We start from the raw sequence: 12122 nt of genomic DNA, 5'->3' as shown, positions 1-12122 counted from the left end.
GGGTTAACGATTTACATGTTTTCAGTCCGCCTGTTCGCGGCGAATAAACGACTCAACGATTAACAGGCCAACCAGCCAAATCACGGAGCCAATGACCGCCCAGCGGTTAACTGGGTCGAAGCATAAAATGATAGTCACGGCCAAAAAGAACGCCAACGTGGCCCAACTCGACCACGGGAACAACGGCATCTTAAACGGATTGAGCCGGTTGTCGGTGGTCCGCCGGTAAATCAGATGGCAAACCAAGAGCGAACACCACACGATGATGAAGTTGGTGGTTGCCACGTTGGAAATCAACGTGAACACGGTGCTGGGAATCACGTAGTTCAACACCACGATGATCAGCAAGATCAATGACGAAAAAATCAGTGAATTCGACGGCACGCTGTAACGGTTGATCTGCCCCATCCACTTGGGGGCGTTGCGGTTGTGCGCCAAGGTGAATAGCGTCCGGCTGGTACTGAAGATGGCACTGTTGCAGGCCGATAACGCCGCGGTCAGGACCACGAAGTTGATGATGCTGGCCGCCGCCTTGATGCCCACGTCGCTAAAGACTTGCACGAACGGCGACTGACTCGCCGACAGTTGGTTCCAGGGGTAAATCGCCATGATAACGAACAAGGCGCCGACGTAGAAGACCGAGATTCGAATCGGTAAACTGTTAATGGCGCGCGGCAATTCCGTGGTGGGGTTCTCCGCCTCACCCGCCGTGATGCCAACCATTTCGATCCCGGTAAACGCAAAGATGACCAACGAAAACGACATCAGAAAGCCACCAATCCCCTTGGGGAAGAAGCCACCGTAGTTGACCAGGTTGGTCACGGTGACCGCGTGGCCGCCGACATTGGCCGATGACCCTAGCAGAACCAATCCGGTTAGGATAAGGGCCACGATGGCGACCACCTTGATCATCGAGAACCAGTATTCCAATTCCCCGAAGACACTGACCGATAATAGGTTGAAGGCCAGCAACAACACGATGATGATCAACGGCGTCACCCACTGGGGCAACCACGGTAACCAATAACGAATGTAAATCCCACTCGCGGTCAAATCGGCCATGGCCAAACTTATCCAGCACAGCCAGTAGGTCCACCCAATCGCAAACTCAAATTTTTTACCCAGGTATTGTTGAATAAATTCCAAAAATGAATGAAGGTTCGTGTTCGATAACAGAAGTTCCCCAAGCGCCCGCATCATCAGGTAACAGAAGAATCCCCCGATAGCGTAAGCTAGTAAGATTGAAGGCCCCGCTTGGCGAATCGCCGTCCCGGACCCCAGAAACAGTCCCGTTCCGATGGCCCCACCCAGGGCAATCATCTGAACATGGCGGCGTTTTAGTTTACGTTCCAGATGCTGATTTTCCATATATCCTCAACTTTCTTTTTTCGATATAAGTGTTCCATCACGTTTCGAGCGGCATCGCGCGGTGGCCCACCAATCAGCACGGCCCCAAACAAAAAAATACCATCAGAAACGTAACGTTCCCAATGATATCATTTTTTACGGTTATTGTGCGGATTTTGCTGTCGATGGTTCAGCACGTAACGCCGCCACGATGGCCGCTTCGAACTTCTCCGGCGTGGTGGTTGGGGCATAACGGCTAATCAACTGCCCGTCGCGCCCAATCAAAAATTTCGTAAAATTCCACTTAATTCGACCGTGCCCCGCAGTGGCCTTCAGATAGGTAAAGAGTGGGTCCTCGTCGTTACCGTTGACCCGCACCTTGCGCGTCATGGGAAAGGTCACCCCATAGTGCATCTGACAAAAGTCGTTCGTTGCTGCGTCGGAGTCGAGCTCTTGGTGAAACTGGTTCGACGGTAACCCCAAGACCTCTAGCCCCTGGTCATGATACCGCTTGTACAGGTCCTCAATCCCGGTTAGCTGGGGCGCTAACCCACATTTGCTGGCCGTGTTGACGATGAGGAGCACCTTGCCCTTGTAATCGGCAAAGTTGATTGGTTGCCCGCTCATTTCGGTTTCTTGAAAATCATAGATAGTTGCCATGACGTCGCATCCCTTTCTGGTATAAAATATTTAATTGTTCACAACTCTATAATACACTTCCGATTGATTAACCGGTAATGATTTGTGGGGTCAAGCTGGGCAATGTGTGGTCATGGGTGGGAAAATAATCCTCCCAATCGTCGCAAAAAGCCCCGGTAACTAGGACCGGGGCCTGCTGTTAATGCGTCAACCAATACGAGTAGCCCCCCACGGTCACGACCAGTAGTCCGGTACCCACCACTAACATCAGGAGGGACGCTCCCACCAGATTGGCTAGGAGCAGCACACCACCGAAGGGCACCATGAAGCGCGCCGCCAACAAATTCGTCTTGTGCCAGATCAACGGCGACGTCATGGTCCAGGGAACTCGGACGCCGACCCAACCGTTGCGCGGCACGTAAGGGAGCGGCAGACCAACGACGGAGAACAGCAGCGCCGGTCCCCCACCCAACCCCGTCCGAAACGCCTGGGGAAAACTTAGGAGAAGTAACGCGTACAGGCCAAAGAAGAGGCCCAAGTCCACCGTCAATTGAGCGACGTGTTGGGTGAGCAAGACCCGTTCTCCCAAGAAGGTCAACGCCAAGAGCCCCAGATACGCGACCATCGCGGCAATCACCCAGATGATCGAAAGCCGGTGATATGCTAACTGCGACCAATAGATTCCCATCAACAACAGGCTGTCGAGGACCAAAATCAGTAAGCGTCCCCCGCGGCTCACTCCGTTAATTAACATGCTTCTCATCTCGCTTTGGGTGACTATCGTACCGCCTTTGGGGAGTGATGGCGGGAATCGTGCTTGGACGGGGATGCGATTGGTAAGGTGACTTGGCGGGGATGGGTGGAGCACATATTAATGGGTGGGTAAGTCAAAGTCATGAGTCTATTTTGTTACTCGCTTAAAACCTATCCAAGCCAGATAAATCATATGCTGGTGTTAACGTTGAACACCTCTTACTTGCTTCCCGATTCCGGCGTGCTAGACTGTAGCCAGACAAGCAGAGTTTCTTTTATATTGAGCTATCTACTTATCGTTTAGTTGTTTATTTGAGGCTGGTATTTCATAAAACTTCTTATTAGGAGCCGAGCTAAACCATGAAAAAGTCAGTTACCGTAGCCGTCATCGTTACCTCTTTATTGACCGGTACGCTATGGAATGACAGTAATGCCATTAATCTCCTGCCAACAACGACTGCTCAGGCCGCGACCATCAGGTATCATGGCCACAAATATCATTCGAAGTACTCCATTCGCCAGATGCGTAAAAAATACCATTTGAAGTATAAACAAAGGAAGTTACGTATCTCCAAGAAGGAAACGGATCACATTGTTTGGAACCAATTCTTTGGTATTCAGAAGAATCCCACGATTCGCCGTGAAATTAAGATGCCAATGTTTAAAAAGCTACACGGGACATATGCCGCGTTCTTATCGGAATATGTGGAGGCCGCGTTCAACAGTAAAATTGCCTTTGTGAATCTGAAGACCGGGAAACTGGTGATGAGTCACTCCGGGTGGAATTAACCCTAAACGCGACAACTTAAAAGGAGAACAACTAATTTTAGCCGCTCTCCTTTTAACTACGACCTATCAAAAACCTGCATCTGCGCCAAGACCTGCTTGCACATCGATTTCACACTAGAAATTCGCCTTGGCAAGGTTGACTTTGTTATTCGGCTTCTAGCCGGAACGTTCTGCATCTCCTGCTGGATAACTTGGATTAAGTAATCGTTAGTCACTTTCTGCTGGTTCAAAAGACGGTGTAACGTCTCCCGTGAACTTAAATGTTGTGCCATTGCGTAAATGAGTATGCGGTTACGCTGATTCAAGTTTGCTTCTCTCAGATTACGACCGGCAGTTGTCACCACTGGTCGCCCCGTTTTCGCTTCTCGGTCCACAAAGCCTAAGTATCCCAGCCAATTAAGATAATAATTGTACTGGCGGCGATCGTACTTAAAGGCGTCCACAAAAGCTTCCGCGCCTACTCGCGGTACGCTCTCATCATTGATGGTCGTGTACGATGCCGGTCCATCTAACAGCTCCAAATAATCCAACGCAATTTGTAAATTATTGGCCTGCGGAAAACTAATGATAGCGCCATTAGAATAACGCGGATAATCTTGCTGGACCGAAATCTCTTCGATAAAGTCCTGAATATCCGCCACACTTTTCAAAGGTGTGGCTTGTCGCTTGGGGCCTTCAATGGTAAACACATGCGTCGGATCATCTGGCAGGCTAAATTTATACTGGCGTTGTAACTTGATTGAATTCATATCCATCAAATCGGTAAATTTATAAATCGTGAAAATATAGATGTCTTTCGTCTTTACGAAGTAACCCGCGTAAACGTCCTTACGTTGCTGCAGTTTGGTCATAATCTGTTCAATCAATAGCCGCGGAATAAATAACTGCCGGATATTAAAGTCTTTAGGAAATTTCATCTTGCTTTCAATAATTAAGATAGATTCTTCGGACTCGTAGACACCATCAATTTCCGCCTGCCAGGTTTCGATATCAAATGTGATAGGTTGCTTATCCAGCACATTCTGAACGTTAAATTTAATGTTGCGAATGTTATTTTTACCACTCAATGTGCTCACAACCATCCGATTAGCCGGGTTTAAATCATGAAAGACGTAAGCCAACATCCCCGTTACTTCAGCAACTGTCTGAGCATTAGGTTCCGTGGTGACGTGATTAAAATCCAAACTCGCAATTTTAAAGGGACTAGCCATGGGAATGACCGGCACATCTTCATTCTTCAATTGATGGTACATTTGAAACGGTGCAATTCGGTAAGTGTTCCCTCCTAGCGGCATAATCTGCAGGCGATAACCCTTAAAGATATTCGGTAAATCGGCCGAAAAATCAAACTTTAAAATATTTCGATTATCCGGAATCGACACCCCAGCATGGTCCCGTTGCCAAAGCTGAATAACCTCATTATTGCGCATCATTTGATCCGTCTTAATGTCGTAATACCCGTGCGTTTCAATTTCATTAACAATGTCATATTTCTTAAACAAGATTTCCCAAGCATAACTGGGCTTGTTATTGCGTTTGTTATACGACTCCAATGCATAGTGTAATTTAAACTTTTTCCCCACCTCTATGGCCCCCTCAAGTTAAACCGACTTTTTCTACTATTAGATTACCATGTCCGTTGCCCAACAAACAGGTTTAATTTGGCCAAACTCGTGATGCACAAAAAAGGCTTAAGACTGGCCATAATTAAACAGCCACGACTTAAGTCTGCTTTAAAAGCATTGTTAATAATTAGTGATAATAACCTCAACAACGTTGCCCCGCTTAGACCCAACTGAATTGATAGCTCGGCGTGCTTGGACATGGTGCACGGTCACTCCCGGAATGGTCCCGTACAAGTCTTGAATTAATGGCACATCTGAATTAGACAGCATTACTTTCACGCCTCGACTCGTCAGGTCCACAAACGTATCTCGTAATTCAGTCTGTTGTTGTAAGCCAAAGCCATCCTTCGTATACGACGTAAACGACGATGATAACGTCACTGGAATATACGGTGGATCAAAATAAACCAAATCACCCTCACTAGCTGTGACTATGGCCTGCCGATAATCGCCGCACAGAATTTGAACATCATTATTTGCTAAATAATCCGCTGCTAATAGAATGCGTTCATCACAGATTTTAGGGTTCTTATACCGGCCATAAGGCACGTTATTCTGTCCTCGCTGGTTGACCCGCCAGAGACCGTTGAAACCCGTTTTATTCATATAAATAAAGCGAGCGGCTCGCTCTACCGGAGACATCTTTTCTAATCGGCCATCCCGGTCGGCACTTCGTAAATCCAAGTAGTAGTCTTTACTATTTTTGGCCTGATGAACCTGTAAAATTTCCAACAGCGTTTTGGGCGACTCTTGGACAACTTGCCAAGTGTTCACCAATTCCGGATTGAAATCATTAATTACCGCTCGTTTAGGCGCTAAATTCAGGAAAAAGGCCCCCCCGCCAATAAACGGTTCGTAGTAACGGTTAAACGTCGTTGGCATTAACGAGTTCAAGCTGTGGAGTAATTGGCGCTTACCCCCTACCCATTTAATAAATGGGGATAGTGGATCGGAAATATCCAAAAGTGTAATCAAATGCTCCACTCCTACTCCAATTTCTTTAGCCGTGGCAATTAAAACCGCCACCGACCAAGTTTCCAAGGGACGCTTATACGCGGATTGTAACGTCATATAAGGAATTGCTTGGTGCGCCGCAATGGTCTTCGCCGAGGTATTATGTTCAATTAATAACTCTGGAATCTTCATGTCTTCACCTCGTCAATAAATACGATATATCGTATTATACAACCAGGCAGTTGTTTTGACTAAGGATATTTCCGAAAAAACGTCATCTTTTTCTGCCTCACGCTTAAATTCTACTGAAAAGAGTTAAGTCAGCTTAATTTAGTCCCTAGCAACTAGAATGTTTGACAACCTAGCAGCCGCCCTCTATACTAGCTATGTTGTAAAACAACCTAGCAAGAGGTGACAACATGAAACAGACCCAGCTCATCAAGGGCGTCTTAGAAGGCTGCGTTCTGGCCATTATTGCGCAAAAAGAAGTTTACGGCTACGACCTGATGCAAGCGTTGAAACACCGTGGGTTCACCACCATCGTTGGGGGGACTCTGTACCCCCTGCTGGTCAAGCTCGAACGCAACGGTGACCTCGCCAGTCGCACCAAGCCTTCCCCTGCTGGGCCTAATCGGAAATACTATCGATTAACGCCCCAGGGGACCCAAACGTTAACGGAATTCAGCCAGCAATGGACGCAATTAAAAGGCAACGTTGATCAAATTCTAACGGAGGCATTAACCCATGACGAACCCCAACCGTGATTTAACCACCATTAATCAGCTTAAACGCCAGCTGTCACCGGCGGACCGCAAATACATCGATGACTTACAAGTCTACCTCAATACCGCAACCGTTTTTTATAGCAACGCCCCAATTAACGCCCAATTATTGGCCATGCTCCAGGACCTACTCAACGCCAATCAAGACGGCCTAAACGCTGCGGAATGGTTCGGCCACGACCCGCAAAGCATGGCCGACGAAATTCTCCGCCAATTTCCGCAACCACAATGGCGCGCTAAGCTCCGTGACCTGGCTGGATTCGTCGCCCTAATTATCGGCATTAGTTGGTTCTCCTTACTCCTCAGTAGCCAGAAAACGCCCCAAGGCCTGCAGCTGAATCTGCTAGCCTTTGTGGGGGTGCCAATCGTTGAACTCATCGTCATCGGCGTAGCGTTCAAACTGCTCCATCGCACGACCTACCAGAACGCACATTCATTTTTCCATCGGCATCTCCCAGTCATTCTCATGGGGCTGATTTTCCTACTAGGAGTGGCTGCCATTCTCGTTACATCCTTGTCTCCCATTGGCGTCACCTACATTCTGCCAACACCTTGGGACACTGTTTTGCTGACTAGCATTATCCTGGTGGCCACAAGTTGTTTTGCGGTGTCACTTTACTGGCGCTACCATAGTTGATCGTTTAATCAATGCGACTCAAAAATCCTGATAACTGGCTGAACTTACCGTTTTGCCATTACCAGGATTTTTAGTAACTTTAATCAATCCGTAATAAGAACACATCGTGCTGCGGAATCTGCACACTACCGCTCTCTAAGGTCACGGGCCGTTGTTGCCAAATATCGTAACCAGTGGTTGGAACCTCCCACCGTTTAACTGCCGCCGAGGACAAAGACAATGCCTGATTTGAAATATTAAAAATGGCAAAATACTGGTGCATGGCACTAATCCCCCGCCAAACAATCACTTGGTCGGTCCGGGTCACCTGGTACTTTTCGGTAAGTTGGTCATCCATGGCCAACAGGTCGGGATTAGTCAGTAGACTCGTGGTCCATTCATCCAAGTCTGGCAACTCACCGCCCATGATCAATGGTGACTGCATCAAACACCACAGTGTCATCATGGTTTTCTGTTCAGCCTTGGTAAAGCGAGTCTGACGGTCACCCCCAGGGCCATCTACTGACCGTAGCCCAATGTGCCCCAGCGGCAACATATCACAATCAGGCCAGTTTCCCGGACGCGACAGACTTGGCCATTCTTCGGCCCGGTCAAACATGTTCAACAGTAACGACCACTCATCCCAGAAATCATCCGTAATGCGCCACATGTTGGCCGTGTGTTGAAAAAATGCCCCGTTCACCACGGGCGCTGGTCCGGGTGACAACGACAACACCATCGGCCGACCACACTGGTCAATGGCTTTGCGTAAGGCTGTAACTTCCGCCTTATGGGTCCCGCCGTAAATCACGGAGTTGGCGATATCATCGCATTTGATGAAATCCACTCCCCACGACGCATAAAGATCCATTAATGAATTGTAGTATCCCTGACCTTCTGGCAACGCTACGTTGACTCCGTACATGTCCGCGTTCCAAGGACAAATGTTGTTTAAGGCAATATCACGAGCCGTTTTAGTCGTACCCTTCAAAGCCGTGGCCTGATGTACCGCTTGGCGGGGAATCCCCCGCATGATATGAATGCCAAATTTCAAACCCAATCCATGGACGTAATCCGCTAACGGCTTAAAACCTTGACCATTCGCCGCCGAGGGGAACCGCTTCGGGTCGGGTAATAGACGTGAATACTGATCCATCACCAGCGGAGCAAAATTGTGATACTTGGACGAATTGGCCGTGGGTTCATACCACTGGATATCGACCGTTACGTACTCCCAACCGGCTGAACGCAAATAACGACTCATGTACGCCGCGTTGCGTTTCACTTCGTCTTCACGCACGGAAGCCCCGTAACTATCCCAGCTGTTCCAGCCTTTTGGCGGTACTAACGCCACCTTTCTAAACTCATCAGTCATGCTGACTGCTCCTTTCGTGGTCTTCCAATCAGTTCCCACTCATTGCTCGCAGTTTCTCATGCCTACTTATTATCTTAGCATCTAAGAAAGCGATTACAATGGTGGCAAAAGTATAATTGGTGTTTAAAAGTAACCCGCTCTGAGACTTTTGGTGGCGAAAAGTAACGTTCCATAGCACTCAGCTTGCCAACACGCCAAAAAACGGCCCCGTCCCAGTGACCTGAGACGAGACCGTCAGATGATGCGTTTCAATTCTACTGACTCTATTTGGTTAGGCCAAATCTAATTCTTTCAGCCACTGCTTGATTTGCCGATCGTTCATCAGGACCGCGCCTGGATGGACCGTGGCGGTGTAGTGGTTATCCGCGATGGTCCGCTCGATATTACGTTGTGACCGGCCATAACCGGTCCCACCCGACGTCGCAAAACCGGCGAATTGCTTACCATTTAAGTCTAAGTGATCGATGGTGTCCGTAATCAAACGCGGTGGAATCCCCCACCAGATGGGATGACCCAGCAAAATGTTCTGGTAACCCGCGAGGTCTGGTAGATCGTCTTGAATGGCGACCCGGCTAGCGTGTTCGTGTTGTTCCTTCGATGTCCGGGAGTCTGGATCATGCCAATTCAAATCAGCTGTCGTGTAGGGTTGTTGCGCGTGTAACTCGTGCAGATCAGCGCCTAATTGTTGCGCAATCTGTTCGGCGATGCGTTTCGTCGTCTGCGTTGCTGAAAAGTAAAGGACTAGTGTGTTCGCCATAATGGGCTCCTCTCTTCAATGCTGTTAATTGGGTTATTTGATGGACTGACCCAGGTCGTGGGCTTGTTGCACATACACGGCCAGTTTGCGTTGGTTCCACGAATCGTCGGCATAAATGTCGCCAAGACTTGGCCAGCGCATGTATTTTTGAAGCTTTTGCAGTTGGAGCTTGATGGCCCCGAGGTCGTCTTGACTACCGTAGCCAGTCACTAAAACGACGGACTTTTTTCCCTTCAACTCATGATTATAATCGCAAAAGCGGTCAATCACCGCTTTGAGCTGAGCGTTAATCCCGAAGTAGTACAGTGACGAAACCAACACCACCACATCGGCCTTCAATAGGTGCGGCAGGACGTCGTTTTCCACCGGATCATTATCCGGAATCCCGACTTCCATCCCCGACGCCTTTTCAAGTTGTAAGAAGTGCGGTTGGTCCGTCCCTTGCAGACCCGCATCATACCGGTAAACTGAATGACCAGCTTCCTTAGCGCCCGCTTCAAAGGCGTCAGCCAACTGCTTAGAAGTCCCGGGATTGTGGGGACTCCCCGTTAACATAACAATTTTCATCTTGCACGCCTTCCTTTCTTAACATTTTATATTATAGGCGCTCTCGTCTTGCTTGAAAATTGACGTTTAGGCATGCTAGTATAAATTCAATTTAAGGTAGGAGGTGTCAGCCATGATTGATTACCATTTGCTGGCGGTTCTGGCGACTTACGCCCAAGTGGGGACCTTGGCCAAGACGGCCCAAAAATTAGGGCTCACCCAGCCGGCAATTTCTCATTCCATGCAAAAACTGGAAACCGATTTAGGCGTCGCGCTTTTTATTCGTCAGCCGAATAAGCTCTACCTCTCCGAGACCGGTAAATACGCCGCGCGCGAAGCTAAAAAGGTGCTGAACAACAACGCCAACTTCGTCACCCGCGTCCAACGTTTCAGCCAAAATCAAGCCACTCTAACTGTGGCGGCCAACGCCCCCGGGCCGTTGATTGTCCTGCGGTCCTTGGCCCCGACTAACGTCCAGATTCAAGCCGACTTTTTGGTTGCAAACGTCGCCGAAAGCCTCACCGACGAACAGGTGACATGCGTGTTGATCAATCATCCTTTGAAGGCCTTCGATATTACATCCGTGTACCTGGGGACCGAAAAGATGGCGGTCAATTTGCCCGCTGATAGTCCGCTCGCGAACCAGCCAACGTTGACCTTTCAGGACTTAAGGGGGCAAACGTTGTTGAGTCCGCAGAATATCGGCTTTTGGCAAACGATTTATCACGACCAGATTCCGGCGGCCAAGCTGATTTATCAGGATCAATCCCAAGAATACAGTGAGATTTTAAATTATTCTCGTCTCCCCTTCTTCACCACCAACCTCACTAATCTTAACGATGAGTGGGGCCAGCACTTGCCTAACGACCGCTTGCTCAAACCGTTAACCGACAAAGTCGCCCACCAACGATTCTACGCCTGCTTTCTCAGCCGTAACCGGCAGCGGGTGATGCCACTAGTTGAACAGTTGCAGGAGCGATAGGCACAATTGGATGCGCACCCCTGACATAAAAAATAACCCGGTAAGATTGGCTTCAATCAGTCATCTTAGCGGGTTGTTTTTATTTCAAAAATTATAAGATACCCCTTCAACTGCTAATTTTACGCTACATTTCACCACCAATCCGCTTCATATTCATCGCTCATCCGAACGATTAACACGTAGTCAGGCAGTAACAAGTGGCGACGCCGTTTTTAGCGAAATAGTCTTTTTCTCGGCAACGCCCCGACCAATTCACTCAGCGAAATCAGTGACCTGATTATAACGGGCCTTCACGCTGGTCCCTGCCACTTAACCATAGCCAGCTGATCAAAACTAGGTGGCGTGAGTCGCCTTATGGGGACGGTTGCGACTCGTCGATTTGTAATAAGATTGCTTTACGAATGATACTAATCGATTCAATCACGGCTGGTAGCGAATCGGTGCCATGAGTGATGACCCATTCGATTAACGTCATATGCATACTGGTCCCCATATCGGCAATTAGCTCAACTGGGACCTCATGAATGGGACCTTGTTTTTGAATATAGTGGCGCCATTCGGTATGTAGTAGCTGGCGAAAGCTTTCCTTTAAATCAACGTGAGGTTCATGAACCGTAAAAAGAATCTGAATCGCCCGGCGATGCGGTGCCATTGCGATGATGACCTTATGAATCAAAGACTCTAAATCACCGGCAACCATCTGGTTAAAATTCTGATCTAATTGCTGGACCAACATTGTCTGATAGTAAGTCACAATTCGGTCCAATAAGTCATACTTATCAAGGTAGTGACTGTAAAAGGTTGAACGACTGGTGAGTGACTTTTGACAAATATCACTCACGGTAACCTTAGTAAACGGTCGTGTCGTGAGCAACTCTAAAAAAGCGGTTTGAATATCACGTTCAGTTTTTATTTTTCGCACGTCTTTTGTCATAATGAATACGTTAACGAACTCCT

At 48.3% G+C, this 12122-nt stretch carries 13 protein-coding genes; 4 read left to right on the top strand and 9 right to left on the bottom strand.

Annotated features, from left to right (window positions below; translation table 11 throughout):
- Positions 1-21: 21 nt before the first annotated feature.
- The 3 genes from DXH47_RS05890 to DXH47_RS05880 form a co-directional block, all read right to left on the bottom strand.
- Positions 22-1368 carry an amino acid permease gene (locus DXH47_RS05890; protein WP_129032438.1) on the bottom strand — a complete coding sequence of 449 codons (1347 nt, stop codon included), beginning with the start codon at positions 1366-1368 and terminating at the stop codon, positions 22-24.
- 141 nt (positions 1369-1509) lie between these two features.
- Positions 1510-2007 (bottom strand): glutathione peroxidase, encoded by a 498-nt coding sequence (locus DXH47_RS05885; RefSeq protein ID WP_129032437.1) that lies wholly within the window; start codon positions 2005-2007, stop codon positions 1510-1512.
- 178 nt (positions 2008-2185) lie between these two features.
- Positions 2186-2740 (bottom strand): SdpI family protein, encoded by a 555-nt coding sequence (locus DXH47_RS05880; protein WP_170954964.1) that lies wholly within the window; start codon positions 2738-2740, stop codon positions 2186-2188.
- 359 nt (positions 2741-3099) lie between these two features.
- Between DXH47_RS05880 and DXH47_RS05875 the strand changes: the two genes are divergently transcribed.
- Positions 3100-3528: a hypothetical protein gene (locus DXH47_RS05875; protein WP_129032435.1), complete on the top strand. Its 429-nt coding sequence runs from the start codon at positions 3100-3102 to the stop codon at positions 3526-3528.
- A 56-nt stretch (positions 3529-3584) separates the two neighbouring features.
- Here the strand turns inward: DXH47_RS05875 and DXH47_RS05870 are convergent, their stop codons facing one another.
- A complete protein-coding gene (locus DXH47_RS05870) occupies positions 3585-5111 on the bottom strand; it encodes a type II restriction enzyme (protein ID WP_129032434.1) in 1527 nt (508 codons plus the stop codon).
- Between the two features lie 162 nt (positions 5112-5273).
- Positions 5274-6299 carry a DNA adenine methylase gene (locus DXH47_RS05865; protein ID WP_129032433.1) on the bottom strand — a complete coding sequence of 342 codons (1026 nt, stop codon included), beginning with the start codon at positions 6297-6299 and terminating at the stop codon, positions 5274-5276.
- Between the two features lie 227 nt (positions 6300-6526).
- Here DXH47_RS05865 and DXH47_RS05860 point away from each other — a divergent pair, with 227 nt between their 5' ends.
- Positions 6527-6871 (top strand): PadR family transcriptional regulator, encoded by a 345-nt coding sequence (locus DXH47_RS05860; RefSeq protein ID WP_129032432.1) that lies wholly within the window; start codon positions 6527-6529, stop codon positions 6869-6871.
- Positions 6852-7526, top strand: coding sequence for a DUF1129 domain-containing protein (locus tag DXH47_RS05855; protein WP_129032431.1), 675 nt, complete (start codon positions 6852-6854; stop codon positions 7524-7526). Before DXH47_RS05860 ends, DXH47_RS05855 begins: the two co-directional genes overlap by 20 nt.
- Before the next feature lie 79 nt (positions 7527-7605).
- On the opposite strand, the gene DXH47_RS05850 is transcribed toward DXH47_RS05855, so the two are convergent.
- From DXH47_RS05850 to DXH47_RS05840, 3 genes are all read right to left on the bottom strand, one after another.
- Positions 7606-8880 (bottom strand): glycoside hydrolase family 27 protein, encoded by a 1275-nt coding sequence (locus DXH47_RS05850; protein WP_129032430.1) that lies wholly within the window; start codon positions 8878-8880, stop codon positions 7606-7608.
- Positions 8881-9151: 271 nt separating this feature from the next.
- Positions 9152-9637, bottom strand: coding sequence for a flavodoxin (locus DXH47_RS05845; RefSeq protein ID WP_129032429.1), 486 nt, complete (start codon positions 9635-9637; stop codon positions 9152-9154).
- A 33-nt stretch (positions 9638-9670) separates the two neighbouring features.
- Positions 9671-10204 (bottom strand): flavodoxin family protein, encoded by a 534-nt coding sequence (locus DXH47_RS05840; RefSeq protein ID WP_129032428.1) that lies wholly within the window; start codon positions 10202-10204, stop codon positions 9671-9673.
- A gap of 112 nt (positions 10205-10316) precedes the next feature.
- On the opposite strand from DXH47_RS05840, the gene DXH47_RS05835 reads away from it, so the two are divergent.
- Complete coding sequence (locus DXH47_RS05835; RefSeq protein WP_129032427.1) at positions 10317-11165, top strand: LysR family transcriptional regulator; 849 nt, start codon at positions 10317-10319, stop codon at positions 11163-11165.
- Positions 11166-11517: 352 nt separating this feature from the next.
- Here DXH47_RS05835 and DXH47_RS05830 read toward each other — a convergent pair whose 3' ends face one another.
- Complete coding sequence (locus DXH47_RS05830) at positions 11518-12087, bottom strand: TetR/AcrR family transcriptional regulator (protein ID WP_170954963.1); 570 nt, start codon at positions 12085-12087, stop codon at positions 11518-11520.
- Positions 12088-12122 lie beyond the last annotated feature (35 nt).

The organism is Levilactobacillus suantsaii (assembly GCF_004115745.1).
Taxonomy (GTDB): domain Bacteria; phylum Bacillota; class Bacilli; order Lactobacillales; family Lactobacillaceae; genus Levilactobacillus; species Levilactobacillus suantsaii.
This window is presented reverse-complemented; position numbering and strand designations above follow the sequence as displayed.

Excerpts from the sequence above, each read along its gene's own strand:
- DXH47_RS05845 (WP_129032429.1), bottom strand. The coding sequence starts at position 9,637 with ATGGCGAACACACTAGTCCTTTACTTTTCAGCAACGCAGACGACGAAA.
- DXH47_RS05885 (WP_129032437.1), bottom strand. The coding sequence starts at position 2,007 with ATGGCAACTATCTATGATTTTCAAGAAACCGAAATGAGCGGGCAACCA.
- DXH47_RS05865 (WP_129032433.1), bottom strand. The coding sequence starts at position 6,299 with ATGAAGATTCCAGAGTTATTAATTGAACATAATACCTCGGCGAAGACC.
- DXH47_RS05840 (WP_129032428.1), bottom strand. The coding sequence starts at position 10,204 with ATGAAAATTGTTATGTTAACGGGGAGTCCCCACAATCCCGGGACTTCT.
- DXH47_RS05850 (WP_129032430.1), bottom strand. The coding sequence starts at position 8,880 with ATGACTGATGAGTTTAGAAAGGTGGCGTTAGTACCGCCAAAAGGCTGG.
- DXH47_RS05855 (WP_129032431.1), top strand. The coding sequence starts at position 6,852 with ATGACGAACCCCAACCGTGATTTAACCACCATTAATCAGCTTAAACGC.
- DXH47_RS05835 (WP_129032427.1), top strand. The coding sequence starts at position 10,317 with ATGATTGATTACCATTTGCTGGCGGTTCTGGCGACTTACGCCCAAGTG.
- DXH47_RS05860 (WP_129032432.1), top strand. The coding sequence starts at position 6,527 with ATGAAACAGACCCAGCTCATCAAGGGCGTCTTAGAAGGCTGCGTTCTG.
- DXH47_RS05875 (WP_129032435.1), top strand. The coding sequence starts at position 3,100 with ATGAAAAAGTCAGTTACCGTAGCCGTCATCGTTACCTCTTTATTGACC.
- DXH47_RS05880 (WP_170954964.1), bottom strand. The coding sequence starts at position 2,740 with ATGTTAATTAACGGAGTGAGCCGCGGGGGACGCTTACTGATTTTGGTC.
- DXH47_RS05890 (WP_129032438.1), bottom strand. The coding sequence starts at position 1,368 with ATGGAAAATCAGCATCTGGAACGTAAACTAAAACGCCGCCATGTTCAG.